Genomic DNA, 23,222 nt, shown 5'->3' with positions numbered 1-23,222 from the left:
ATGACCGCTCATCAGACCATTGAAGCCCCCGCCTCGACGCAGATCATGACCGGCGCCGAGATCGTGGTCCGCGCCCTGATCGACCAGGGCGTCGAGGTGCTTTTCGGCTATCCGGGCGGGGCCGTACTTCCGATCTATGACGCGCTCTTCGAGGAGAGCCGGCTGCAGCACGTCCTGGTCCGTCACGAACAGGGCGCGACGCACATGGCCGAGGGCTATGCGCGCTCGACCGGCAAGCCGGGCGTCGTCCTGGTCACCTCGGGCCCCGGCGCGACAAACGCCATCACCGGCATCGTCGACGCCCTCATGGACTCGATCCCGATGGTCGTCTTCACCGGCCAGGTCGCCACGCACCTGATCGGCACCGATGCATTCCAGGAGTGCGACACCATCGGCATCACCCGGCCGATCACCAAGCACAACTACCTGGTCAAGGATGTCGACGACCTGCCGCGGATCATCCACGAGGCGTTCCACATCGCCACGTCCGGACGCCCCGGCCCCGTGGTCATCGACATTCCCAAGGACGTCCAGTTCGCCAAGGGGACCTACCAAGGCCCGGGCGAAGTCGTCCACGCGCACAACTACGCCCCGCGCACCAAGGGCGAACCGGCCAAGATCGCCGACGCGGTGGCGATGATCGCCGGCGCGCGGCGCCCGATCCTCTACACCGGCGGCGGCGTCATCAACGCCGGCCCGAAGGCGGCCGAGCTGCTGCGCGAGTTCGCCGCCCTGACCGGCGCGCCCGTCACCTCGACCCTGATGGGCCTGGGCGCCTTCCCGGCGTCGGATCCGGCATGGCTGGGCATGGTCGGCATGCATGGCAGCTTCGAGAGCAACAACGCCATGCACGACTGCGACGTCATGGTGGCGATCGGCGCGCGCTTCGACGACCGCGTGACCGGCCGCCTCGACGCCTTCGCGCCCGGCTCCAAGAAGATCCACATCGATATCGACGCCTCGTCGATCAGCAAGAACGTCCGCGCCGACATCGGCATCGTCGGCGACGCCGCCAGCGTGCTGGAAGACATGATCGCCGTCTGGAAGCAGCGGAACCTGTCGACCGACAAGGCGGCCCTGGACGACTGGTGGCGCCAGATCGAGGCTTGGCGCGCGCGCAAGTCGTTCCGCTATCGGCCCGACGCCAACCTCATCAAGCCGCAGTACGCCATCGAGCGCCTGTACGAGCTGACCAAGGACCGCGAGACCTACATCACCACCGAGGTCGGCCAGCACCAGATGTGGGCCGCCCAGTATTACCACTTCGACCATCCGAACCGCTGGATGACCTCCGGCGGCCTGGGCACCATGGGCTACGGCCTGCCGGCCGCGGTCGGCGTGCAGATGGCGCACCCCGACGCGCTGGTCATCGACATCGCCGGCGACGCCTCGGTGCAGATGACCATGCAGGAAATCTCGACGGCCATTCAGTACGGCCTGCCGATCAAGGTTTTCATCCTCAACAACGAATGGATGGGCATGGTGCGCCAGTGGCAGCAACTGCTGCATGGCGAGCGCTACAGCCACTCCTATTCGGCCAGCCTGCCCGACTTCGTGAAGATGGCCGAGGCGTTCGGCGGCCTCGGCATCCGCGCCGAGCATCCGGACGAACTGGACGACAAGATCCGGCAGATGATCGCCAGCCCCCTGCCGGTGATCTTCGACTGCCGGGTCACCAAGGAAGAGAACTGCTTCCCGATGATCCCGTCCGGCAAGGCCCACAACGAGATGATCATGGCCGAGGAAGCCCGCGACCTCGGCTCGATCATCGACGACGCCGGCAAGCGGCTGGTCTGACGAAGGTTTCGGCGTCGAGGGTCACTCGACGCCGAACACCTCGGCCACAGTCTCTTCCACGCTTGGAGCGCGACGTGCGCCTTCGATGCTGCTCAGCGCCCGCTCCAGCTCCCAGCCGCTGCGCCCGACGTGCACGCCCATCAGGGCCAGCTCGGAGATGATCTCCTCGCGCAGCGCCTCGGGCACCGCCCGGTTGCCGGCGATACGCGCCTGTTCCAGCCGCCAACCGAAGATGTGGTCGCGGGTGATCTCGACCATCGCCCCCGGCTCGCCCATCCACTCGTAATAGGCGCACCAGCCGGACGCCGCGTAGGGGGTCTGATCGGCCAGGCAGTTGCGATAGCGGCGCGCGGCCTCGACGAACTGGGCCTTGGTCGTCAGCGGCCGCAGGCGCGGCCCGCCGTTGTGCGGCGGCGCGGCCGGCTCGGGGCAGAGATCGGCCTTCACCGCCTCGAACAGCGCCTTAGGCTGCGAATGGCGACGCCATCGCGCCGCCGCCGCGTCCGCCCGGGCGCGGCCCGACTGGAAGGTCAGGGCCTCGTAAGCCTCGGCCAGCAGGGCCAGCTGGCGCGGATCCAGCTTGGCCGCCAGGCCGGCGACATCGCTGAGCGAGGGCGGCAGGGCCGCCAGCCTCTGCACCAGATCCGGCTCGATCAGTTCGGCGTGGCGCAGCACCTTGGCCGCCTTCGGATGGGCCAGCACCGCCAACAGGTCGCGATAGGCGCCCGCCGACCAGGCGCCCTCGCCCATGCGGCCCAATGCTCGCGCCAGCCCCGCCGGCGGCGCGCCGGCCGCCGCCGCGATGGCCTGCGGCAGACGTCGCGACAGGATCGCCTCGGCCTGGGCCGCGACATCACGGCCGAGCGCGAAGGCCAGGCACAGCAGGTGGCGGCGCGAAGCCTCGGCGGTCAGAAACGGCGCATGCGGCGAGGGCCACAGCCGCGCGATGCGCAGCGCGAACTCGCCCGAAAGGTGGTGCAGGAGGGACGTCGGTTCCGCCCCGGCCGGAGTCGGGACCACGCCCGTAGTCCGGTAAAACATGGAAAGCTCCCAGAGATGCGCGAGGCGCCTCTGGCAGCAGCTCGCGAATTAGATGAAGCGCGCGACGCGATCTCGGCCGAGACGCGCGCAAGCATTGGTTCCGCGCCAGCGGACCCTGCTTGTGATGCTCTCGACGATCGTCATTCGAACGGCTTCTCCTCTGCGAGGCGGATCGTTTCTCATGAAACGAACGGAGTCGGCAAGCGGCCGGGCGCCAGATTGTCGCACCCGCCCGCCGCCCTGTGGCCGCGGCGCCACGCCAGGCCTCGCGACCGCCCACGCAGGTCAGCTGCCGTAGAAGAACCGTTCCTCGGCGATCTTGCCGTCCTTGACTGTGTAGACGCCGACCTCGTCCATTTGCATCCGCTGGCCGCTTTCCTTCTGGGTCAGGTCCATCTTGAAGCGGACGACGAACTGGTCGCCGTTCACATACGGGCCCTGGACTTCCGAGGAATGCACCTCATGGGCGTTCGCCCACCACTCGCCCTTGCCTCGGACGGCGTCCTTGCCGCGCACCTGCGCCATGTCGCCGGGCATGGCCTCGACGCTCAGGACGTCGTCGGCCCAGTACTTCTCGCCCGCTTCGTCGAACTTGCCTGCCTTGCACAGGGCGACCAGATCGTTGGCGATGTCTTGCGTGCTCATCTTGCAGCTCCGGGGTTAGGAGACCGGCCGCGCCCGCGGTCCGGAGGTAAATCCCGCCCATCAAACAGCGTTCGGCGCAAGCGAAATGTTTATGATTTGTTCTTGGTGGCCAGAGGCGGCGCCCAAAGGACGCCGCCCCGCTCCGCTCGGCCTCAGGCCGCCTTTTCCAGCAGTTCGTCCAGCCGATCCCAACTGTCGTTGGCGCCGGTCTCCATGCCGGTCGACAGCATGCCCGCGCGGTCCTCGAAACTCTCGAAGCGCTGGACCGTGGTGATCTTCGTCCGCCCGTCGCCGATGTCCTCCATCTCCAAGGTCTCGACGATCACCTTGTCCTCGAACATGCCCTCCATGCCGAAGGTCTGCACGATGCGGCGGCCCGGCGTCATCTCCAGGCACTCGCCCTTGAAGGTGAAGACCTGACCGTCGGGCGACTTCTGGGCGATCCGCCAGGGCTCGCCCGGAGCAGCGGCCAGGCGGCACTCGATCACCTCGAACCCGCGCGGTCCCCACCACTGCGCCAGCTGCTTCGGGTCGGTGTGGGCCTTCCACACCAGCTCGACCGAGGCGTCGAATACGCGGGTCATGACAATGATCGGCTCGTTATCGGGAGCCTCGACGCTCGCCCTCATGATGTCTCTCCTTCGCTCTTCATTTTTTGCAGGTGGTCTCCGAGACGGTCGAAGCGGCCGTCCCAGAGCTGGCGATAGAGGCCAAGCCAGTCGTCGACCTGGCGCAGTGCGTCGGGCGCGATGCGGCAGGGCCGCCGCTGGGCGTCGCGCCCGCGAGTGATCAGCCGCGCCGTCTCCAGCACCTTCAGATGCTTGGAGATCGCAGGGCCGCTCATCTCGAACGGTTCGGCCAGTTCGCCGACGCTCGCCTCGCCCAAGGCCAGCCGCGCGAGGATCGCCCTGCGGGTCGGATCGGCCAGGGCCGAAAGGGTCAGGCTCAGGTGGTCGGCGCGCATGTAAATAACCAGTCAGCTATCTAACTTATTGGTTATATAAAAGCGCCAGGAAGGCCCGTCAAGCGCGCAGCCGCTTGCCCCCCGCGGCGGCTTGTGACACCTCGTTCCCGACGACCTTTCGAGAGCCCGCATGCCTGATCCCCAGCCCGCCTCCGTCTACGACCTCAGCCATGCCGAGGAGGCCGAGAACCTGGCCACCTTCGCGATCCTGGTGGACAACGAGCCGGGGGTGCTGCACCGGCTGGTCGGCCTCTTCGCCGCCCGCGGCTACAACATCGAAAGCCTGACCGTCGCCGAGACCGACCGGCGCGCCCACACCAGCCGCGTGACCATCGTCACCCGCGGCGCCCCGCACGTGCTCGAGCAGATCGAGGCCCAGCTCCAGAAGATGGTCGCCACCCGCCACGTCCAGGACGTGACGCGCGATCCCAACGGCCTGGAGCGCGAGCTGGCGCTGGTGAAGGTCAAGGGAACCGGCCCCGACCGGGTCGAGGCCCTGCGCATCGCCGACATCTTCCGCGCCAAGGTGCTGGACACCACCATCGACAGCTTCATCTTCGAGATCACCGGCGTGTCGTCCAAGATCGACAAGTTCGTCGAGCTGATGCGCCCGCTCGGCCTGGTGGAACTCTCGCGCACCGGCGTGCTTTCCATCACCAGGGGCGCCGACGCCATGTGAGGAGGACCGGTGTGGTCCGCTTGACCGCGACCCTGCTGACCCTCCTCGCCGCTCCAGCCCTGGCGCAGTCGCCGACGCCGTCCCCGCCGGCAGCGCCGGTGCTGGATTGGCCTTGGCCCGCCCCCGACCCCAAGACCTGGTGGGACGACAAGCGTCCTGTCCCGGAGGAGGCCGCCGACCCGCTTGGCGGTCGCCGGCTGGGCCGCAGCGAGCGCCTGCCCGCCGTCGCCAACGGCTACGATCCCCTGCTCTATCGCCTCTGGGGCCTGCAGCCGCTGCAGAACCAGATCCTGCGGGGCGAAGAGATGATCGTCGAGGTCGCAGTGCGCCCCTCGACCTCAGCCCGCCAGACCCTGGTGCGCGCCACCGTCCGCCGTGACGGCAAGGCCTTCGTGCAGGCGCGCGCGGGCCTTGGCTGCTGCGAGCCCGGGATCGCCCGGCGCGTCGGCTTCGACGTCGAGGCGCCGGCCGGGACCGCCGAAAAGCTGCTGGCCCTGCGCGCCGATCCGCTCTGGAGCTCGCCGCGCGAAGTGCGCGTGGACGAGGGCTCGGGCGCGGCCGACGTTCTCTGCGTCGAGGGCACGTCCTACGACCTGACGCTCGCCATGCCCGGCGGGGTCCGCACCGTGCGGCGCGCCTGCGACACGGCCGAGATCGGCCAGGCGGCGGACGTTCTGGAGACCGTGCTCGGCCTGGCGCTGGGCCACGAGCCGCGCATCGACGTCATCTATCCGGGCGGCGCGAGCTTCGCCTCGGCCCGTGCGGCCTACCGCAGCCTGCTCGCCGGCGGCGGACGGCTGAGGGCCGCGCCCGATGCGCGGCCCCAACCACCAGCATTTCCGCCGCCTCCGGCCGGCGAGGAGCCAGGCCCTAGCTCAGCACCTTGAGCCGATAGAGGGCGCCGCCGATCAGCGCGCCGACCAGCGGCGCGACGATGAACAGCCAGAGCTGCGCGATCGCCTGACCGCCGACCAGCACCGCGGGCCCGAAGCTGCGCGCCGGGTTCACCGACACGCCGGTCACCTGGATGCCGACGATGTGGATGGCTGCGAGGGTGATGCCGATCGCCAGACCTGCGAAGCCGGCCGGCGCGCCGGCCGAGGTGGAGCCGAGGATCACGATGACGAACAGGGCGGTCATCACCACCTCGAAGATCAGCGCCGCCTGCATCGAGAAGCCGCCGCCATAACCCGGTCCCCAGCCGTTCTGGCCCAGGCCTCCGGCGGTCCCGGCGATCGCCGCCAGTATGCCGGCCCCGACGAGGGCGCCGAGGAACTGGGCGATCCAGTGCACCACCATCTGTCGCGCGCTCATCCGCCCGGCGACGAACATTCCCAGGCTGACAGCCGGGTTCACATGGCACCCCGAAATCGACCCGATCCCGTAGGCCATGGCGACGATGGCGAAGCCGAAGGCCAGCGCGATGCCGAGCTGTCCGACGTGCTCGCCCCCCAACACCGCCGCGCCGCATCCGAAGAGCACGAGCGTAAGCGTACCGATGAACTCAGCTACGAACTTCTGCATGAGATGCCTCCCGTGATGGACGAAGGCTAACTCATGGTTGAGAGTCGAGATAGCGCACTCCACATCCCCATGGCCGGGCCGGACAATTGTTGATCGGCGGCGGAACACGGCGCCGCTCTAGGTACTTTCGCGGAGTTGGATTTCGTCGCCGCGGATGGGACCACTGGCGCATCGGGAAACCGCGCCACGGAAGGAGATACGATGTACAAGCACCTGCTCATCACCACCGATGGATCGGACGTCGCCCAGAAGGGCGTCGACCAGGGCATGGCCCTCGCCAAGGGCCTGGGCGCGGAAGCGACCATCCTCACCGTCACCGAATCCTTCCCGATCTACGCCGCGGCGAGCGGGTACATCCCCCCCGAACTCGCCGACTACGACAACATCCAGAAGGAGTTCGCCGCGAAGGTGCTCGGCGCCGCGAAGGCTGCGGCCGAGGCGGCCGGCGTCAAGGCGACCGTCCTGCACGTTCCCAACGGCCAACCGGCCGAAACCATCATCGAGACCGCCCAGTCGCGCGGCTGCGACATCATCGTCATGGCCTCCCACGGGCGCCGCGGCCTGGGCCGCCTGGTGCTGGGCAGCCAGACCTCCGAAGTGCTGGCCCACACCAAGCTCCCGGTGCTGGTGGTCCGCTAGGGCCTAGGCGGCGACCCGCGCCGCCGCGTCCTCCGCCGCCCGAGCGTTGCGCACCGCCACCGAGCGGAACACAACGTACTGGGCGGCGAACAGCACGATCTTCGAGGCCGGCGACCAGATCGCCATCGCCCGCGCCACGCTGGCGGCGTCCAGCGTCAGGGCCAGCGCCAGGTTCAGGACCGCGCTGGCGAACATCAGCCCCGACCAGACATAGCCGGCCGCGATGATGAAGCCTGCCGGAATGCGGCCGTCTGCGGCGGGCGGCATGTAGCGGGCCATCCAGCCGCGCTGGAGCATGGCCGCCCCGACCGCGGCGTAGACGATCGTCGGCTTGATCAGGATGAAGCGCGCGTCGTGGGTGAACAGCGTCGCCCCGCCCATGATCACCACCAGGGCCAGGCTCATCCATTGCAGGGCGGAGATCTGCCGGCCGCGGGCCTTGGTGACCGCCAGCTGCGCGACGCCCAGCGCCATGCCCACCGCGACGGCGATCGCCACCTGCCCGGTGGCGGCCAGCACTCCATAGAAGACCAGCGTGGCGGCCAGGTCGATCAGGATCGGGCGGGCGGCGTGAAAGAGCGGATGCATGGCGTGACCTCTGAGTGAGAACCTGCGCAAAGCCTATTTCCACAGGCGTTTGGCCCGTTAGCCCGCCGACGAAGGGGCCGTGGCGATTGGCGAATTGCGGCTGTCCGTCCGCGCTTCGCGAACGGCGTCGGGCCCGTCCGCGCTCGGAAGGTCCTTCAAATGCGGCGTGCGACCGCCTATATTGGACGCGTCGGGGCTCGCCCCGACTATGGAGATAAACGCGCACGAAATAAGCGGACTGGACCCGGGTGCGATTCCCGGCGGCTCCACCAATCTTCACCGGTCGTTATCGCCGGAAAGCATGGGGCCGATCAGCATCGACAGACGTGTAAAGGTGTTGCTTTCTCTCGGCTTGGCCCACCGTTCCGGGCTTTAAACTAACTGCGAACGATAACTTCGCTGAAGAAGTCCGTCTGGCTGCATAAGCGGTCCGATAGATTTCGACCTAAACTCCTAGCGTCTTAGCAGCGCTAGGCGGGGCCGGGAGGGGGCCTTGCAACAGAACCCCTCCACTTTCCCTGAAAAATCCGCCCGATATGCGCCCCCTGCGACGAGAGCCGCCTTGCGCCCTGTCGCCGAACCGCTACCCTTCGGCCCGCGTTCAGTACCCCGGAGTTTCGATGGCCCAGGACCCGCCGGCCCAAGACCAGATGCACTACGAAGCCATGGCCCAGGAGGCCCTGCGCGGCGTGGTCAAGGCTGCGCTGAAGCGCGCAGCCGCGCCCGAGGGCCTGCCTGGGGCGCATCACTTCTACATCACCTTCAAGACCGAGGCGCCCGGCGTCTCCGGCCCCAACGATCTGCTGTCGAAGTACCCGGACGAGATGACCATCGTCCTGCAGCACCAGTACTGGGACCTCGCTCCGGGCGAGACCTTCTTCTCGGTGACCCTGAAGTTCGGCGGCCAGTCCAAGCGCCTGTCGGTGCCCTACGCGGCCGTGACCCGTTTCTACGACCCAAGCGTCCAGTTCCTTCTGCAGTTCGAGGCGCCGAGCGCGGTGACGAACCTCCCCTCGGCCGCTGCAGCGGCGCCGGAACCTGCGCCCGACGCGCCGGAACGCGACCCCGACGCGCCAAACGTCGTCTCGCTCGATACCTTCCGCAAAAAGTGACCTCCGCCCGATGACCGATGTGGCCGCCGAGTCCGAGGCGCTGACCGACGAGGCGATCCTCGCCCGCTTCCAGCGCACGAAGAACCAGCCCACCGGATCCCAGACCCTGGGCTTCCGGCTCGTCGCGGTCAGCCAGGCCGACAAGTCGGTCGAGGTGGAGTTCGACGCCAAGGCCGAGTTCCTGCTTAACCCGATGAAGCAGATCCAGGGCGGCTACCTTTGCGCCATGCTGGACGAATGCATGTCGGTGGCCTGCATGGTCGCCTCGGGAATGACCCACGTCGCCCCCACCGCCGAGATGAAGACCACCTTCTTCCGGCCCGCGATGCCCGGAAAGCTCAAGGGGATCGGCAGGGTCGCCAAGTGGGGGCGCACCATCGCCTTCACGGAGGGCGAGATTTACGACGCCGATGGCCGGCTCCTGGCCAAGGGCACCGGCACCGCGGTCCCCACTCCCTTCCAGCGCTACAAAAGCTGACATGTTCGGGCGCGCTGGCATCGTCGGCGCGTTCATCGTCCTGGTCCTGGGGTGGACCGGGAGCGCCCTCGCGGCCAGCCCCTTTGACGACTGGGCCGCAGTGGTCGTGGCGGGCGATTTCCACGGCGCCCGCGGCGGCCCGACCGAAGCCTTCGACAACGCCCGCCGCGACGTCTCCAAGGAGCTCCAGCGCCTCGGCTTTTCGCCGCAGAACATGCGCCAGTTCTCGGTGCGGCCCGACCGCTACAAGGATGCCCCCCTGAAGGCGGAGCCGAGGGCGATCTACGAAACCCTGAACGACCTCTCGACCCGGGCGCGCTCAGGCTGTCTTGTCTATTTCACCTCGCATGGCGCGCCGCAGGGCGTGCTGATCGACGACCAGATCCTCACGCCCGGCGTTCTCGGCAGGATCCTGGACGCGACGTGCGAAAACCGGCCGACCATCGTCATCCTCTCGGCCTGTTTCTCAGGCGTCTTCGTGCGTCCGCTGGCCCACCCGAACCGCATGATCCTCACCGCCGCGCGGCCCGACCGGACCTCGTTCGGATGCAGCGAAGACAGCGTCTATCCGTTCTTCGACGACTGCCTGCTGAAGTCGAGCCCGACGGTGAAGGACTTCGCCGCTCTCGCCGGCTCCGTCCAGTCGTGCGTGGCCCGCCGAGAGCTCGCCGAGGGCATGGAGCCGCCCTCCGAGCCCCAGTTGTGGATCGGCGGGGAACTTCGCCCGATCCTGCCGCTTTATGTCTTCCCGACGGGTCCGCCGAACGGCGGGTAGGCGTCGTCTCCAGGGCCGGATCGTCGCAGGCGTCGAGCGCTCTAGCGCCTCGCGCGCGCGGCGCCCTAAAAGGGGACTCGTGGGGCAACTGGGGCAGCGGATTTCGTCCATGCGTTTGAACTTCAAGGGCGTCTTCGCCGTCGCTTTGGCCTGTCTCGCAGGCCCGGCCCTGGCCCAGGACGCCGCCGCCCCGGCCGCTGCAGCCCCTGCGCCGCCGCCCGCCGACCAGGCGCCTGCCGCCAATCCGCGCGGACCCATTCCCTATACCAGCCTGCGCCGCCCGGCCTCCGCCCGGCCCGCGGCCGCGCGCCCGGCAGCGACCGCGACCGCGACGCCGGCCGCCAACCTCGCCGCCACCACGCTCGGCGCCACGCCTGCCCTGCCTGTCACCGCCGCCGGCGCGCGGCTCGCCGCCGACCAGCCGATCCCCACGGCGGAGCTGGAGACCTTCGTCGACGGCGTCGTCCGCGGCGCCATGGAGCGCGACCACATCGCCGGCGTCACCGTCTCGGTGGTGCAGAACGGCCAGGTGGTGCTGAAGAAGGGCTACGGCTTCGCCAGCCTGTCGCCGGCGCGCAAGGTCGATCCCGACAAGACCCTCTTCCGGGTGGGCTCGATCTCCAAGACCTTCACCTGGATCGCCCTGATGAAGGAGATCGAAGCCGGCCGCATCCGCCAAGACGCACCCGTCAACCTCTACCTGCCCGAGCGCCTCCAGGTCCGCGACCAGGGCTACCGCACGCCCGTGCGGGTCATCAACCTGATGGACCACTCCCCGGGCTTCGAGGACCGCGCCCTCGGCCACCTGTTCGAGCGCAACTTCAACCGCGTGCGTCCGCTCGCCGAATACCTGCGCCAGGAACGTCCCAGCCGCGTGCGCGCGCCAGGCGAGGCCAGCGCCTATTCGAACTACGGCGCGGCCCTGGCCGGCGAAGCGGTCTCCTATGTCTCCGGCAAGCCCTTCGAGCGCCTGATCGAAGAGAGCATTCTGCTTCCGGCAGGCATGACCTCGACCAGCTTCCGCGAGCCCCACCCCCAGAAGGCCGGCCTTCCTGCGCCCCTGCCTGCGCGTCTGGCCGGCGACCTCTCGGAAGGCTATCGCTGGACCGCAGGCGGCTTCGCCGCGCGGCCGTTCGAATTCATCAGCCAGGTCGCGCCGGCCGGCTCGGCCTCGTCGACCGCCGCCGACATGGCGCGCTACATGCAGCTGCTGCTGAACGGCGGGACGCTGGATGGTAAGGTCGTCTACGGCCCGCAGGCGGCCCAGGCGTTCCAGACTCCAATCCGCAAGACCCCGCCCGGGATCAACGGCTGGCGTCACGGCTTCATCGCCTACGCCCTGCCCGGCGGCCGCACCGGCTTCGGCCATGCTGGCGCGACCCTGTCGTTCCTGTCCAACATGGTCGTTTCGCCCGACCTGAAGCTCGGCGTCTTCATCAGCACCAACACCGAGACCGGCGGCGAACTGGCCATGACCCTGCCCGGCCAGATCATCCAGCAGTTCTACGTCGCGCCCGAGCCCTTCCCCCGCGCCGGATCGCGCGAACTGGCCCAGCGCGCCGGCGATTTCGCTGGCTACTACCTGGGCAACCGCCGCGCCTATGGCGGACTGGAAGGCATGATCGGCCTGGCCATCAACGGGGCCCAGGTCGCGGTGACGCCGGAAGGCCTCCTGGTGGTCAGCGCCGGCGACAAGACCCGCACCTACACCCCGCAGGGCGACGTCTCGCGCGGCGTATTCGTCTCGACCAGCGGCGCCGACCACGTCGCCTTCCGCATGGAAAACGGCCGCGCCCGCGCCTTCCAGACCGGCATGGGCGAGCAGACCTTCGAGCGCGCGGGGTTCTGGAAGCAGCCGGCCACGATCCTGACCCTGGCGGCCCTGACCGGCCTGGCGGCCGCCGCGACCATCGCCGGCCTCTTCCTGCGCAATCGCCGCGAGTTCCGTGAGACCTCGATTCAGCGCCAGGCCAACCTGCTGCAGACCGCCCAGGCGGTGCTCTGGCTGACGGCGATCGTGCTCTTCGTCATCTGGACCGTCGGAACTTCGGACATCGCCAACGTGATGTACGGATGGCCGGGCGCCCCGCTGCTGATCGCCTCGGCCTGCGTGCTGGTCGCCGCAGCCCTTTCGGCGGGCGGGCTGATCATGCTGCCCGCCATATGGCGCGGCGGCCGCCGCGTTGATTCGTGGACCGCCCTGCGCAAGGCCGCCTATTCGTTTACGGCGCTGCTCTACGGGGCATTCTCGATCCTGCTCGGCCTGTGGGGCGCGCTTAGCCCTTGGAGTGGTTGATGTTTTTCAACCATACCGATGCAAATTCTTCTGCGAAATGAGGCGCTAAGACGGCAAATGTAAACGCGTCGTTTACCAAGCACTGGGTAAATCCTGCCTAGCGGCGGGCGAGTAAAAGGTTCGTCCCGCGTACCCTGGGAAGGACGTCCGCGTTGAACAGCTTTGTCGCCGCCTTGCAGAGGTTCGGGATCGGCCGCCTTGCGGCGATCCTCGGCATCGGCGTCGGCGTGGCCGCAGCCCTGATCGCCCTTACGATGAATTTCGGCGAGCCCAAGGCCCTGCTCTATTCGAACCTGGACCTCAAGGAGGCCGGTTCGATCACCACGGCCCTCGACCAGGCCGGTGTGAAGTACGAGGTCAAGGGCGACGGCTCGACCATCATGGTGCCGCGCGACAAGGTCGCCTCCACACGGCTGATGCTGTCCAGCAAGGGCCTGCCGACCTCGGGCTCGGTGGGCTATGAGATCTTCGACGAGGCCAACGCCCTCGGCCAAACCGACTTCGTCCAGCAGCTCAACCGTCAGCGCGCCCTGGAAGGCGAGCTGGCGCGCACCATCCAGAGCCTGGACGGCGTGACCTCGGCCCGCGTCCACCTGGTCCTGCCCAAGCGTCAACTGTTCGAGGAAGAGGGCGAGCAGCCCTCGGCCGCGGTGACCATCCACGTCGGCGGCCGCAATCCCTCCAGCGACCAGGTTCAGGCGATCCAGAACCTCGTCTCCGGTGCGGTGCCGAACCTCAAGCCCGGCCGGGTGACGGTGGTGGACCAGCACGCCAAGACCCTGTCGAGCGGCGAGGACGGCTTCGGCGGCCAGGCCGCCGACGGCCGCCGCAACGAGGTTGAGCAGCGTATCGCCAAGACCGTGACCAAACTGGTCGAGGGCGTAGTCGGCCCCGGCAAGGCCCGCGTCAACGTCACCGCCGACCTGAACCTGGCCCGCGTCACTGTCCAACAAGAAACCTTCGACCCGGATGGCCAGGTCGTGCGCTCCGAGACCACCAACGAAGAAAACTCGCGCGAGAACCAGCCCGACGCCAACGGCGCGGTCTCGGCCAGCGCAAACATCCCGGGCGGCGCCGGCGCCAACGGCGAGACCACGAACCAATCGGCCAGCGGCCGCACCGAGTCGACCACCAACTATGAAATCTCCAAGACCGTCCGCACCGAGGTTCAGGAGCCGGGCGACATGAAGCGCCTGTCGGTCGCCGTGGCCGTCGACGGCGTCACCGCCGCCGCGGGCAAGGACGGCAAGCCCGGCGCCTACACGCCGCGCACGGCCGAGGAGATGCAGCGGATCGAGCAGCTGGTCCGCACCGCCGTCGGCTTCAACGCCGACCGCGGCGACCAGGTGACGGTCGTCAACGTCCGCTTCCCGCAGGCCGACGCCGAAGGCGGGGTCGAGACGGCCAACCCGCTGATGGGATTCGACAAGAACGACATCATGCGCGCGGTCGAACTGGCCATCCTCGGCCTGGTCGCGATCCTGATGATCTTCTTCGTGGTCCGACCGATGCTGAAGCCGCCGGCCGGCGGCGTGCCGGCCCTGGCCGGCGGTCCGGCCGTCACCCGCGTGGTGACCACGCCCGACGGTCAGCAGATGCAGATCCAGGTCGACCCTGCGACCGGCCAGGCGCTCGCCCTGCCGAACCCCGGCAACGAGCTCGAGTCCCGTATCGATATCGCCCGCATCGAAGGCCAGGTGAAGGCCTCGTCGGTCAAGCGCGTGTCCGAGTTCGTCGAAAGCCATCCGGAAGAGTCGGTGTCGCTGCTGCGCACCTGGCTCCATGAAACCTCGTGAACGCGCGCGTGAAGGCCATAACAGATCCTGCCCGGCTGACCGGGCCCGAACGCGCCGCCGTGGTGTTGCTGGCGCTCGGCGAAGAACACAAGACCATCTGGGAGCACCTGGACGAGGAGGAGATCAAGGAAATCTCCCAGGCCATGGCCAGTCTTGGCACCGTGTCTTCGGCCGCGGTCGAACAGCTGCTGGTCGACTTCATCTCCGGCATGTCCGGCGCGGGCGCGATCATGGGCTCCTTCGAGCAGACCCAGCGCCTGCTCCAGGCCTTCCTGCCGCCCGACAAGGTCGACTCCCTGATGGAGGAAATCCGCGGTCCCGCCGGCCGGACTATGTGGGACAAGCTGGGCAACGTGAACGAGGCGGTGCTCGCCAACTACCTCAAGAACGAATACCCGCAGACGGTCGCGGTCGTGCTGTCGAAGGTGAAGGCCGACCACGCCGCCCGCGTGCTGGCCGCGCTGCCCGAGGATTTCGCGCTCGAGTGCGTGACCCGCATGCTGCGTATGGAGCCGGTGCAGCGCGAAATCCTCGACAAGATCGAGCAGACCCTGCGGACCGAGTTCATGTCGAATCTCGCGCGCACCTCCAAGCGCGACAGCCACGAGATGATGGCCGACATCTTCAACTCCTTCGACCGCCAGACCGAAGCGCGTTTCATCGCCGCCCTGGAGGAGCGCAACCGCGAGAGCGCCGAGCGCATCCGCGCGCTGATGTTCGTGTTCGAGGACCTGTCCAAGCTCGATCCGGGCGGCGTCCAGACGCTGCTGCGCAACGTCGAGAAGGACCAGCTGGCCCTGGCCCTCAAGGGCTCGTCCGACAGCCTGCGCGAGATGTTCTTCTCCAACATGTCCGAGCGCGCGGCCAAGATCATGCGCGAGGACATGGAAGGCATGGGGCCGGTGCGCCTGCGCGACGTCGACCAGGCCCAGATGGCCATGGTCCAGGTCGCAAAGGATCTGGCCGCCAAGGGTGAGATCATGCTGGCCGGCGCCGGCGGCGATGACGAGTTGATCTACTGATGACCGGGTCGCCCCATCAGAAGTTCGGCTTCGACACGGTGTTCGACAACGCCGGCGGCGCCTATTCGCCGCCACGGCCCAAGCGGCTGTTCACCGCCGACGAGGTCGAGGCCCTGCGCGCCCAGGCCTTCGCCGAGGGCGAGCAGCAGGCCTTGGGCTCGATGGCCGCGCTCCAGGCCCAGGCCCTGGCCCAGATCGCCGCGATCGTCGGCCAGGCGCTGCCCAAGCTGGCCAGCGTCGCCCACGAACATCGCGAAGGCTCGGCCGAGCTGGCCCTGGCCTGCGCCCGCGCCATCGCCGACGCCGCCCTGGCCCGCTTCCCCTACGCTCCGATGCAGGCGGCGTTGGAGAACCTGGCCCGCGAGATCGAAGCTTCGCCCCGGCTGGTGGTCAGCGCTCCGCCCGAGCTGGCCGAGGGCGTGCAGGCCGCCCTGGCCGAGACCGCCCAGGCGATCGGCTATGCCGGCGCCATCCAGGTGCGCGCCGCCCCGCTGGGCGAGGCCGCCTTCTCCATCGACTTCGGCGACGGCGCCGCGGCCTTCGACCCGGCCGCAGCCGCCGAACGCGTCGCCGCGGCCCTGAACGCGGCTCTCGCCGCCGAGGGCCTGCACGCCGAACCCCTCATTCCCGGAAGCGAAAGCTGACCGCCATGGCCGACAACGACCTTCAACTCGACGAATTCGGTCCCTCCGACACCCCCATGGCCGAGATGGGCATGGAGATGGTCGACAAGAGCGCCACAGATCTCGCCCCGGTCTTCGACGTGCCGGTGTCGATCTCGGCGGTGCTGGGCCGCGCCACTATGTCGGTGGCCCAGCTGCTCCAGCTCCAGTCGGGCAGCGTCCTCGACCTGGACCGCAAGGTCGGCGAGGCCATCGACATCTACGTGAACAACCGCCTGGTCGCCCGCGGCGAGGTCGTCATTGTCGACGACCGCCTGGGCGTGACCATGACCGAAATCATCAAGGACGGCGACACCCAGGGCTGATCGCCCTGAAGGTCCCCAGGAGATAGTGCTATGCGGCTTTTGGTCGTCGGAAAACTGAACGGACAGCTCTCCACCGCCGTGAAGATGGCGATGACGGCGGGCGCCAAGGTCAGCCACGTCGAAACCATCGAGGCGGCCACCCACGCCCTGCGCGCCGGCCAGGGGGCCGACCTGCTGCTGGTCGACTACGACCTCGACATCGCCGGACTGATCGCCTCCAACGAGGCCGAGCGCATCCGCGTGCCGGTCGTCGCCTGCGGGGTCGACAACGACGCGCGCAAGGCGGCCGACGCCATACGCGCCGGAGCCAAGGAATTCATACCCCTGCCGCCCGACGCCGAGATGATCGCCGCCGTGCTCTCGGCCGTCTCCGACGACGACAAGCCCATGGTGGTCCGCGACCCGGGGATGCAGCAGGTGCTCGCCCTGGCCGACCAGGTCGCCCCGTCCGAGGCCTCTATCCTCATCACCGGCGAGAGCGGCTCGGGCAAGGAAGTCATCGCCCGCTACGTGCACCAGAAGTCGCGCCGCGCCACCCGGCCGTTCATCTCCGTCAACTGCGCCGCCATCCCCGAGAACCTGCTGGAAAGCGAACTGTTCGGCCACGAGAAGGGCGCGTTCACCGGCGCCGTCGCCCGGCGCATCGGCAAGTTCGAGGAGGCCAACGGCGGCACCCTGCTGCTCGACGAAATCTCCGAGATGGACGCGCGCCTGCAGGCCAAGCTGCTCCGCGCCATCCAGGAGCGCGAGATCGACCGCGTCGGCGGCGCCAAGCCGGTGAAGGTCGATATCCGCATCCTCGCCACCTCGAACCGCGACCTGGCCCAGGCGGTCAAGGACGGGACCTTCCGCGAGGACCTGCTCTATCGCCTCAATGTCGTGAACCTGCGCCTGCCGCCGCTGCGCGAGCGGCCCGGCGACGTGGTCGCCCTCGCCGAGTTCTTCATCCGCAAGTACGCCAAGGCCAACGGCATGCCCGAGCGGCCGCTGTCGGCCGAGGCCAAGCGTCGCCTGGCCGCCCATCGCTGGCCCGGCAACGTGCGCGAGCTCGAGAACGCCATGCACCGCGCGGTGCTGCTCGCGACCGGCGCCGAAATCGAGGAAGGCGCCATCCGCCTGCCCGACGGCCAGCCGCTGGCCGCGCCCGATCCCGCCGCCCGCACGGCCCAGGCCGCGGTCGACGTGGCCGAGGCCGTCACCCGCACCTTCGTCGGCCAGACCGTGGCCGACATGGAGCAGCGGCTGATCCTCGACACCCTGTCGCATTGCCTGGGCAACCGCACCCATGCGGCCAACATCCTCGGCATCTCGATCCGCACCCTGCGCAACAAGCTGAAGGAATATTCCGAGGCGGGCGTCTCCGTGCCCGCTCCGCAGATGGGCGCCAGCGCGGCCTGAACAGGCCCCGCTACGCCATGAGTCTCCGCGGCCCCGGCCGCCCATTGCCTGACCTCGCCCCCGGCCGGGCGAGGAGGATCCGAAGATGACCGACGCGACGCTGCCATCCTCGAACCGCCCCACGCCCCGCGAGATGCTGGGCTGGCTGATGAAGGGCGAGGTGGCCCTGGCGCTTGGCGTCGTCGGCATCGTGATCCTGCTGATCCTGCCGATCCCGGCGTTCATGCTGGACCTGCTGCTGGCGATCTCGATCACCTCGTCGGTCTTGATCCTGATGACCTCGCTTCTGATCAAGAAGCCGCTGGAATTCACCGCCTTCCCGACCGTCCTGCTGGTCGCCACCCTCTATCGCCTGGGCCTGAACGTCGCTTCGACCCGCCTTATCCTCGGGCACGGCCATGAGGGCGCGCACGGGGCCGGCAAGATCATCGAAGGCTTCGGCAAGCTGATGATGGGCGGCAACTTCGTCATCGGGGTGATCGTCTTCGCCATCCTGGTGATCGTGAACTTCGTCGTCATCACCAAGGGTTCGGGCCGGATCGCCGAAGTCGCCGCCCGCTTCACCCTCGACTCCATGCCCGGCAAGCAGATGGCCATCGACGCCGACCTCTCGGCCGGCCTGATCGACGAGGCCGAGGCCAAGAAGCGCCGCAAGGAGCTGGAACAGGAATCGACCTTCTTCGGGGCCATGGACGGCGCCAGCAAGTTCGTGCGGGGCGACGCGGTCGCCGGCCTGATCATCGTGGCCATCAACATCATCGGCGGCATCCTGATCGGCGTGGTCCAGCACAAGGTGCCGCTGGCCCAGGCCGCCTCGTCCTATACGATCATGACCATCGGCGACGGCCTGGTCAGCCAGATCCCGGCCCTGATCATCTCGATCGCCGCCGGCTTCCTGGTGTCGAAGGCCGGCGTCGACGGCTCGGCCGACAAGGCCCTGGTCGCCCAGCTGGCCATGAACCCGATCAGTCTGGGCATGGTCTCGGCCTCGGCCGGCGTCATCGCCCTGATCCCGGGCATGCCGATCATCCCGTTCGCGGCGCTGGCCGCCGGCGCCGGCTTCCTCGCCTGGCGCAGGTCGCAGGAGGCCGCCGCTCCGCCGCCGGTCGACATCGTGCCGGCCGACGCGGCCCCGGCCCAGGACCAGGAAGAGCCGATCGCCCAGTCGCTGGCCATCGACGAGATCAAGATCGAGCTGGGCTACGGCCTGCTGCCCCTGATCAACGACCTGGAAGGCCGCCGCCTGACCGACCAGATCAAGGCCTTGCGCCGCACGCTCGCCCAGGACTTCGGCTTCGTGATGCCGGCGGTGCGCATCCTCGACAACATGCGCCTGCCCTCCCAGGGCTACATGATCCGCATCAAGGAGATGGAAGGCGGCGGCGGCGAGGTCCGGCTCGGCTCGCTGATGGCTATGGATCCTTCCGGCGGCCAGGTCGAGCTGCCGGGCGAGCACATGCGCGAGCCGGCCTTCGGCCTGCCAGCCACCTGGATCGACGAATCCCTGCGCGAGGAAGCCACCTTCCGCGGCTACACCATCGTCGATCCCGCCACAGTGCTGACCACGCACCTGACCGAGATCCTCAAGGAGAACATGCCCGACCTGCTCTCCTACGCCGAGGTCCAGAAGCTGCTGAAGGAACTGCCGGGCGAGCAGAAGAAGCTGGTCGACGATCTGATCCCCAGCGTCGTCACCGCCACCACCGTCCAGCGCGTGCTCCAGGCCCTGCTGCGCGAACGGGTCTCGATCCGCGACCTGCCGGCCATCCTGGAAGGTATCGGCGAGGCCGCTCCGCACACCTCCTCGATCACCCTGCTGGTCGAGCACGTCCGCGGCCGCCTGGCCCGCCAGCTCTCCTTCGCCTATCGCGGCGACGACGGCGCCCTGCCCATCGTCACCATGTCCGGCGAGTGGGAGAACGCCTTCGCCGAGGCGCTGATCGGGCCGGGCGACGACAAGCAGCTGGCCCTCGCGCCCTCTCGCCTGCAGGACTTCATCCGCGCCGTGCGCGAGACCTTCGAGCGTGCAGCCCTGGCCGGCGACAGCGCCGTGCTGCTGACCAGCCCGCAGATCCGGCCCTATGTCCGCTCGATCATCGAGCGCTTCCGCGGCCAGACCCCGGTGCTCAGCCAGAACGAGATCCACCCCAAGGCCCGCCTCAAGACGGTGGGCCAGATTTGACCAAGGGTCAGGGCGCGCTCGCCCAGGCGGGAAGCGCCAAGCCGTCATAGTCCCGATGGACGATCGGGTTCAGCTTGAGCGCCCGGGTGATGTCGGCGCGGGCGTCCGCCTCGTTTCCCGACCGCAGCTTGATGGCGCCGCGCAGGAACAGGATATCCGGCGCGTCCGGTTGGAGCGCGTCGGCCCGCTCGAGATCGGCGCTGGCGCCGCTCACGTCGCCGGCCCGCAAGCGCGCGTAGGCCCTGGTGTGAAAAATCCCGGCGTTGGTCGGAGCGTTGGCCAGCGCCGCGTCGCAATCGGCCGCCGCCTGTTGCAGGTCGCGGCCGGCGATGGCGCGCAGCCAGCAACGGTTGTTGAGCACGTCCGGCCGGCCGGGCTCGAGCTCGACAGCCTTGTCGGCGTCCTCCATGGCCAGGTCGTACTTTCCGAGCTTCAGCCGCGCATAGGCGCGGTCGCGGTAGGCCTCGGTGTACTTTCGCACCGTGACGATCGCCTTGGTGTAGGCGCTCTCGGCCGCGGCGTAGTCGCCCATCAGCAGCAGCGTGTCCCCACGAACGACCTGCGCCCGCGGCTCGGTCTTCAGACGATAGGAGTGGTCGGCCGCCCGCAGCGACTCCTCGTATCGCCCCATTTCCCGATAGGCGATTGCGAGGTTTATCAGCGTGAGGGACGCCAGCGGCTGAAGCTTCAGCGCGGCCTGATAGTCGGCGACGGCGCGTTCATGCTGGCCCATGCTCATGAACAGGTTGCCGCGGTTCGTGTACGCGCTCTTCCCCGCGCCGAGGGCGAGGGCCGCGTCATAGTCGGCCATCGCCCGGGCCTGGTCGCGCCTCTGCGCGTAGATGAGACCTCGATTGACGTAGGCCGCGGCCAGCTTCGGATCGAGCCGGATCGCCTCGTTGAGATCGGCGATGGCCCCATCGACATCGCCCGCGTTCAACAGCCGCGTCGCCCGGTTGTTGAGAAAGACGGGATCGACCTCGGCCCAGGCGGCGGGTGCAGCAGCCAGACTCCCGACAAGCGCCAAGCCCGACAGCGCCCGACGCCACTTTCGATACTTCGCTTTCATCGACGCCCCCTTGCAACCCCAGGCAGCATCGTCAGCGTCACGCCGTGGTCAAGCTATACCAGCGGCTTGGCGAAAATCAGCTTGGCCGCGGGTTCCTCGACGAACCTCTGTCCGGTGTCGACGAAGCCGATCTTGCGGTAGGCTTCGATGGCCGGCTGGTTGCGCTCGTTCACCGCCAGCATCAGTTGCGGCTGCACCGGCCGCTCGCGGGCGAACCAGTCCTCCAGCAAGCTGATACAGCGGCGGCCGACGCCCTTGCCCTGGAACCCCGGGCGGACGCGGAAATTGTGCAGGGTGACGGTCCCCGGCGGGGCCCATGGCGGGCGGCGCACGCCCTCGCGCAATACGAAGAACCCGACGACCTCGCCGCCCGGCTCGACTACGGCGAAGCCCTGTTCGGAACCCACCGCCTCGGATTCGTTGAGGCGGCCGAACACCTCGTCCAGGCTGCCGGCGAACGCTTCCTGCTCGGGCGGCAGGCCGATCACCTCGACCATGTCGCGATCCGCGCCCGAGATCGGCTCAAGTCTCCATTCGGCGGCTTGTGTCGTGCTCATGGGCGAAGGCTAACACGCATTCGGCGACCTTTGTCATCCGACCCGCGCGCGGGACGCGCGTTTTTCGGCCCAACTGATTGAACCGGGGGCGGATTTTTCCAGCATTCCGCATCTGGAGCCGCGCCGCCGGCTCGCCGTTCTCCCTAACGGGCGTTGCAGGCGCGCCCGGGCGCTGATAGCGATTTGCCCCTGACGCGGCATCCGCCGCGAAGCGTTGGATTTCGAATGCGGCGACCTGCTTCCCCGACCCGGCGCGGCCCGGGCAGCGCGATCTTCTGGGATCTGCTGACCTTCGAGCGGCTGATGACCAACCAGGTCATCCACCTGATCTACTGGGCGGGCCTCGGCGTCATCGCGTTGATCGCGTTCGGGACCGTGGGCGCGGCCGTGGGCGTGGCGCTGCGCGAGGAGAGCTGGATTGGCGTGATCCTGGCTATTCCGGTGCTGGTGGCCGGTCTTCTGGTCGTCGGCGGCCTCGTTCTGCTGTGGCGCTCGTTCTGCGAACTCTACGTCGCCCTCTTCCGCCTCAGCGACGACCTGCACGCCCTGCGCCAGGCGGCCGACGCCGCCGACCAGGCCCCCGCGCCGCGCGCGCCCGGTCCGCTGAACTAACGCAATCCCCCCGCCCAGGCCGCCGCCGCCGACTTGGGCCGCCCCGCATCGTCGAACAGCAGGGGCGTGTCGGCCGCGTCCTCTCGCTTGAGCCAGGAATCCTTGTCGCGCAGCCCCCAGTGGGTAAAGGCGAAGCGTTGCTGCGCGGGCAGGCTCGAGAACGCCTCGGCGGCCTCCGCATAAACGCGCGCCTGGCCGGCCGCCAGCTTGGCCGGGTCGCGGATCAGTCCCTCGGCGCGGCTCAGCGAGACGTCCATCTCCGACAGGTGGATCGGCAGGCCCAGGCTGGCCAGGTCCTTCAGCGCCGCAGCCAGTTCCCCGGCCTTCAGGTCGGCGGCGACGTGCGTCTGGGTCCCGAGTCCGCCTAGCGGCGCGCCCGCCTTCAACAACGCCTCGGCAAGCTTGAGAAAGGTCGCGCGCTTCTTCGGCAGGTTCTCCAGATTGTAGTCGTTGAGGAACAGCACCGCCTCGGGGTCGGCCTCTCGCGCGTGCTGGAAGGCCAGCGTCATGTGTTCCAACCGGCCCAGCCGCTGCGACCACAGGCTATCGCGCCAGCCCTCGCCGTCCTCGGCCACCGCCTCGTTGACGACGTCCCAACCGACCGCCTGGCCCCGATAGCGGCCCACCACGGCGTGGATGTAGTTGCGATAGGCGCCGTCGAAGGCGATCCGGCCCGCGTCCAGCCGTTCGAAGGCAGGCGGGCTCTGGGCGTACCAGACCAGCGTATGACCGAAGAACCTCAGGCCGTGCGTGCGCGCGAAAGCGGCGATGCGGTCGGGCGCGTCGAAACGGAAGGAGCCATCGTCCTGGACGATGTACTCCATCTTCATCTCCCACTCGGCCGTGAGTTGGGAGACCTGGGCCGCGACCAGGGCGGCGAAGCCGGGATCGTCGAGTTGGACCGCCTGCACGCAGGTCCCCACCGGAAACGCCGCCAGCGACTTGAGCGGCGGCAGGTCGACCGCCGCGGCCTGCGCCGCGCCCTGCCGGTCGCAGGCGGCCAGCGCCAGGGCCGAGGCCAGCATCGCCCTGCGCGAAACCTCGCCTCTGCCGGGGATGG

General features: G+C 68.7%; 24 protein-coding genes and 1 other RNA gene. 16 read left to right on the top strand and 9 right to left on the bottom strand.

What is annotated here, in order from left to right:
- A complete protein-coding gene (locus ACE3T2_RS00660) occupies positions 1–1,797 on the top strand; it encodes an acetolactate synthase 3 large subunit (protein ID WP_374653626.1) in 1,797 nt (598 codons plus the stop codon).
- Between the two features lie 21 nt (positions 1,798–1,818).
- Here ACE3T2_RS00660 and ACE3T2_RS00655 read toward each other — a convergent pair whose 3' ends face one another.
- The 4 genes from ACE3T2_RS00655 to ACE3T2_RS00640 all read right to left on the bottom strand — a co-directional run bounded on the left by ACE3T2_RS00655 (position 1,819) and on the right by ACE3T2_RS00640 (position 4,447).
- Positions 1,819–2,838 carry a hypothetical protein gene (locus ACE3T2_RS00655; RefSeq protein ID WP_374653624.1) on the bottom strand — a complete coding sequence of 340 codons (1,020 nt, stop codon included), beginning with the start codon at positions 2,836–2,838 and terminating at the stop codon, positions 1,819–1,821.
- Between the two features lie 285 nt (positions 2,839–3,123).
- Entirely contained in the window at positions 3,124–3,483 is a 360-nt protein-coding gene (locus ACE3T2_RS00650; RefSeq protein ID WP_374653622.1) for a SnoaL-like domain-containing protein, read from the bottom strand.
- 152 nt (positions 3,484–3,635) lie between these two features.
- Positions 3,636–4,112: an SRPBCC domain-containing protein gene (locus ACE3T2_RS00645; RefSeq protein ID WP_374653620.1), complete on the bottom strand. Its 477-nt coding sequence runs from the start codon at positions 4,110–4,112 to the stop codon at positions 3,636–3,638.
- On the bottom strand, positions 4,109–4,447 hold the full coding sequence (locus ACE3T2_RS00640; protein ID WP_374653618.1) for an ArsR/SmtB family transcription factor: 339 nt from the start codon (positions 4,445–4,447) through the stop codon (positions 4,109–4,111). Before ACE3T2_RS00640 ends, ACE3T2_RS00645 begins: the two co-directional genes overlap by 4 nt.
- 130 nt (positions 4,448–4,577) lie before the next feature.
- Between ACE3T2_RS00640 and ilvN the strand changes: the two genes are divergently transcribed.
- Both ilvN and ACE3T2_RS00630 read left to right on the top strand, forming a co-directional pair.
- Positions 4,578–5,126 (top strand): acetolactate synthase small subunit, encoded by a 549-nt coding sequence (gene ilvN / locus ACE3T2_RS00635; protein WP_374653616.1) that lies wholly within the window; start codon positions 4,578–4,580, stop codon positions 5,124–5,126.
- An 11-nt stretch (positions 5,127–5,137) separates the two neighbouring features.
- Positions 5,138–6,013: a hypothetical protein gene (locus tag ACE3T2_RS00630; protein ID WP_374653614.1), complete on the top strand. Its 876-nt coding sequence runs from the start codon at positions 5,138–5,140 to the stop codon at positions 6,011–6,013.
- Here the strand turns inward: ACE3T2_RS00630 and ACE3T2_RS00625 are convergent.
- A complete protein-coding gene (locus ACE3T2_RS00625) occupies positions 5,997–6,650 on the bottom strand; it encodes an aquaporin (RefSeq protein WP_374653612.1) in 654 nt (217 codons plus the stop codon). The two genes, ACE3T2_RS00630 and ACE3T2_RS00625, sit on opposite strands and share 17 nt — an antisense overlap.
- Before the next feature lie 201 nt (positions 6,651–6,851).
- On the opposite strand from ACE3T2_RS00625, the gene ACE3T2_RS00620 reads away from it, so the two are divergent.
- On the top strand, positions 6,852–7,289 hold the full coding sequence (locus tag ACE3T2_RS00620) for a universal stress protein (protein WP_374653610.1): 438 nt from the start codon (positions 6,852–6,854) through the stop codon (positions 7,287–7,289).
- Positions 7,290–7,292: 3 nt separating this feature from the next.
- On the opposite strand, the gene ACE3T2_RS00615 is transcribed toward ACE3T2_RS00620, so the two are convergent.
- Positions 7,293–7,877: an inner membrane-spanning protein YciB gene (locus ACE3T2_RS00615; RefSeq protein WP_374653608.1), complete on the bottom strand. Its 585-nt coding sequence runs from the start codon at positions 7,875–7,877 to the stop codon at positions 7,293–7,295.
- 150 nt (positions 7,878–8,027) lie between these two features.
- Between ACE3T2_RS00615 and ssrA the strand changes: the two genes are divergently transcribed.
- From ssrA to flhA, 11 genes are all read left to right on the top strand, one after another.
- Positions 8,028–8,391: a transfer-messenger RNA gene (gene ssrA / locus ACE3T2_RS00610) on the top strand.
- A gap of 106 nt (positions 8,392–8,497) precedes the next feature.
- On the top strand, positions 8,498–8,989 hold the full coding sequence (locus ACE3T2_RS00605; RefSeq protein ID WP_374653606.1) for an SspB family protein: 492 nt from the start codon (positions 8,498–8,500) through the stop codon (positions 8,987–8,989).
- A 10-nt stretch (positions 8,990–8,999) separates the two neighbouring features.
- Positions 9,000–9,467: a PaaI family thioesterase gene (locus tag ACE3T2_RS00600; protein WP_374653604.1), complete on the top strand. Its 468-nt coding sequence runs from the start codon at positions 9,000–9,002 to the stop codon at positions 9,465–9,467.
- Position 9,468: 1 nt separating this feature from the next.
- On the top strand, positions 9,469–10,242 hold the full coding sequence (locus ACE3T2_RS00595) for a C13 family peptidase (protein ID WP_374653602.1): 774 nt from the start codon (positions 9,469–9,471) through the stop codon (positions 10,240–10,242).
- A 109-nt stretch (positions 10,243–10,351) separates the two neighbouring features.
- The gene (locus ACE3T2_RS00590; RefSeq protein ID WP_374653600.1) at positions 10,352–12,538 is read left to right on the top strand and encodes a serine hydrolase domain-containing protein; all 2,187 of its coding nucleotides are present in this window, start codon (positions 10,352–10,354) and stop codon (positions 12,536–12,538) included.
- 152 nt (positions 12,539–12,690) lie between these two features.
- Positions 12,691–14,334 (top strand): flagellar basal-body MS-ring/collar protein FliF, encoded by a 1,644-nt coding sequence (fliF, locus tag ACE3T2_RS00585; protein ID WP_374653598.1) that lies wholly within the window; start codon positions 12,691–12,693, stop codon positions 14,332–14,334.
- Positions 14,335–14,342: 8 nt separating this feature from the next.
- A complete protein-coding gene (gene fliG / locus ACE3T2_RS00580) occupies positions 14,343–15,356 on the top strand; it encodes a flagellar motor switch protein FliG (RefSeq protein WP_374654043.1) in 1,014 nt (337 codons plus the stop codon).
- Complete coding sequence (locus ACE3T2_RS00575) at positions 15,356–16,000, top strand: flagellar assembly protein FliH (RefSeq protein ID WP_374653596.1); 645 nt, start codon at positions 15,356–15,358, stop codon at positions 15,998–16,000. Before fliG ends, ACE3T2_RS00575 begins: the two co-directional genes overlap by 1 nt.
- 5 nt (positions 16,001–16,005) lie before the next feature.
- On the top strand, positions 16,006–16,344 hold the full coding sequence (fliN, locus tag ACE3T2_RS00570) for a flagellar motor switch protein FliN (RefSeq protein ID WP_374653594.1): 339 nt from the start codon (positions 16,006–16,008) through the stop codon (positions 16,342–16,344).
- Positions 16,345–16,374: 30 nt separating this feature from the next.
- Positions 16,375–17,742: a sigma-54 interaction domain-containing protein gene (locus ACE3T2_RS00565; RefSeq protein WP_374653592.1), complete on the top strand. Its 1,368-nt coding sequence runs from the start codon at positions 16,375–16,377 to the stop codon at positions 17,740–17,742.
- An 85-nt stretch (positions 17,743–17,827) separates the two neighbouring features.
- Complete coding sequence (gene flhA, locus ACE3T2_RS00560; RefSeq protein WP_374653590.1) at positions 17,828–19,924, top strand: flagellar biosynthesis protein FlhA; 2,097 nt, start codon at positions 17,828–17,830, stop codon at positions 19,922–19,924.
- Between the two features lie 7 nt (positions 19,925–19,931).
- Here the strand turns inward: flhA and ACE3T2_RS00555 are convergent, their stop codons facing one another.
- Together ACE3T2_RS00555 and ACE3T2_RS00550 are read right to left on the bottom strand one after the other, a co-directional pair.
- Positions 19,932–20,993 carry a tetratricopeptide repeat protein gene (locus tag ACE3T2_RS00555; protein ID WP_374653588.1) on the bottom strand — a complete coding sequence of 354 codons (1,062 nt, stop codon included), beginning with the start codon at positions 20,991–20,993 and terminating at the stop codon, positions 19,932–19,934.
- A gap of 53 nt (positions 20,994–21,046) precedes the next feature.
- Positions 21,047–21,550 carry a GNAT family N-acetyltransferase gene (locus ACE3T2_RS00550; protein ID WP_374653586.1) on the bottom strand — a complete coding sequence of 168 codons (504 nt, stop codon included), beginning with the start codon at positions 21,548–21,550 and terminating at the stop codon, positions 21,047–21,049.
- 225 nt (positions 21,551–21,775) lie between these two features.
- Here ACE3T2_RS00550 and ACE3T2_RS00545 point away from each other — a divergent pair, with 225 nt between their 5' ends.
- The gene (locus ACE3T2_RS00545) at positions 21,776–22,162 is read left to right on the top strand and encodes a DUF4282 domain-containing protein (protein ID WP_374653584.1); all 387 of its coding nucleotides are present in this window, start codon (positions 21,776–21,778) and stop codon (positions 22,160–22,162) included.
- Here ACE3T2_RS00545 and ACE3T2_RS00540 read toward each other — a convergent pair.
- Entirely contained in the window at positions 22,159–23,187 is a 1,029-nt protein-coding gene (locus ACE3T2_RS00540; protein WP_374653582.1) for an endo-1,4-beta-xylanase, read from the bottom strand. The two genes, ACE3T2_RS00545 and ACE3T2_RS00540, sit on opposite strands and share 4 nt — an antisense overlap.
- Between the last annotated feature and the right edge of the window lie 35 nt (positions 23,188–23,222).

Origin of the sequence: Phenylobacterium sp., assembly GCF_041919955.1 — a bacterium.
GTDB lineage: Bacteria > Pseudomonadota > Alphaproteobacteria > Caulobacterales > Caulobacteraceae > Phenylobacterium.
The sequence above is the reverse complement of the archived record's forward strand: the minus strand, read 5'-3'. Positions and strand labels throughout refer to the sequence as shown.

Excerpts from the sequence above, each read along its gene's own strand:
- ACE3T2_RS00550 (WP_374653586.1), bottom strand. The coding sequence starts at position 21,550 with ATGAGCACGACACAAGCCGCCGAATGGAGACTTGAGCCGATCTCGGGC.
- ACE3T2_RS00575 (WP_374653596.1), top strand. The coding sequence starts at position 15,356 with ATGACCGGGTCGCCCCATCAGAAGTTCGGCTTCGACACGGTGTTCGAC.
- ACE3T2_RS00565 (WP_374653592.1), top strand. The coding sequence starts at position 16,375 with ATGCGGCTTTTGGTCGTCGGAAAACTGAACGGACAGCTCTCCACCGCC.
- ACE3T2_RS00545 (WP_374653584.1), top strand. The coding sequence starts at position 21,776 with ATGCGGCGACCTGCTTCCCCGACCCGGCGCGGCCCGGGCAGCGCGATC.
- ACE3T2_RS00620 (WP_374653610.1), top strand. The coding sequence starts at position 6,852 with ATGTACAAGCACCTGCTCATCACCACCGATGGATCGGACGTCGCCCAG.
- flhA (WP_374653590.1), top strand. The coding sequence starts at position 17,828 with ATGACCGACGCGACGCTGCCATCCTCGAACCGCCCCACGCCCCGCGAG.
- fliN (WP_374653594.1), top strand. The coding sequence starts at position 16,006 with ATGGCCGACAACGACCTTCAACTCGACGAATTCGGTCCCTCCGACACC.
- ACE3T2_RS00590 (WP_374653600.1), top strand. The coding sequence starts at position 10,352 with ATGCGTTTGAACTTCAAGGGCGTCTTCGCCGTCGCTTTGGCCTGTCTC.
- ACE3T2_RS00640 (WP_374653618.1), bottom strand. The coding sequence starts at position 4,447 with ATGCGCGCCGACCACCTGAGCCTGACCCTTTCGGCCCTGGCCGATCCG.
- ACE3T2_RS00615 (WP_374653608.1), bottom strand. The coding sequence starts at position 7,877 with ATGCATCCGCTCTTTCACGCCGCCCGCCCGATCCTGATCGACCTGGCC.
- ACE3T2_RS00645 (WP_374653620.1), bottom strand. The coding sequence starts at position 4,112 with ATGAGGGCGAGCGTCGAGGCTCCCGATAACGAGCCGATCATTGTCATG.
- ACE3T2_RS00605 (WP_374653606.1), top strand. The coding sequence starts at position 8,498 with ATGGCCCAGGACCCGCCGGCCCAAGACCAGATGCACTACGAAGCCATG.
- ilvN (WP_374653616.1), top strand. The coding sequence starts at position 4,578 with ATGCCTGATCCCCAGCCCGCCTCCGTCTACGACCTCAGCCATGCCGAG.
- ACE3T2_RS00655 (WP_374653624.1), bottom strand. The coding sequence starts at position 2,838 with ATGTTTTACCGGACTACGGGCGTGGTCCCGACTCCGGCCGGGGCGGAA.
- ACE3T2_RS00595 (WP_374653602.1), top strand. The coding sequence starts at position 9,469 with ATGTTCGGGCGCGCTGGCATCGTCGGCGCGTTCATCGTCCTGGTCCTG.
- ACE3T2_RS00555 (WP_374653588.1), bottom strand. The coding sequence starts at position 20,993 with ATGAAAGCGAAGTATCGAAAGTGGCGTCGGGCGCTGTCGGGCTTGGCG.
- ACE3T2_RS00625 (WP_374653612.1), bottom strand. The coding sequence starts at position 6,650 with ATGCAGAAGTTCGTAGCTGAGTTCATCGGTACGCTTACGCTCGTGCTC.
- ACE3T2_RS00600 (WP_374653604.1), top strand. The coding sequence starts at position 9,000 with ATGACCGATGTGGCCGCCGAGTCCGAGGCGCTGACCGACGAGGCGATC.
- ACE3T2_RS00540 (WP_374653582.1), bottom strand. The coding sequence starts at position 23,187 with ATGCTGGCCTCGGCCCTGGCGCTGGCCGCCTGCGACCGGCAGGGCGCG.
- ACE3T2_RS00660 (WP_374653626.1), top strand. The coding sequence starts at position 1 with ATGACCGCTCATCAGACCATTGAAGCCCCCGCCTCGACGCAGATCATG.
- ACE3T2_RS00650 (WP_374653622.1), bottom strand. The coding sequence starts at position 3,483 with ATGAGCACGCAAGACATCGCCAACGATCTGGTCGCCCTGTGCAAGGCA.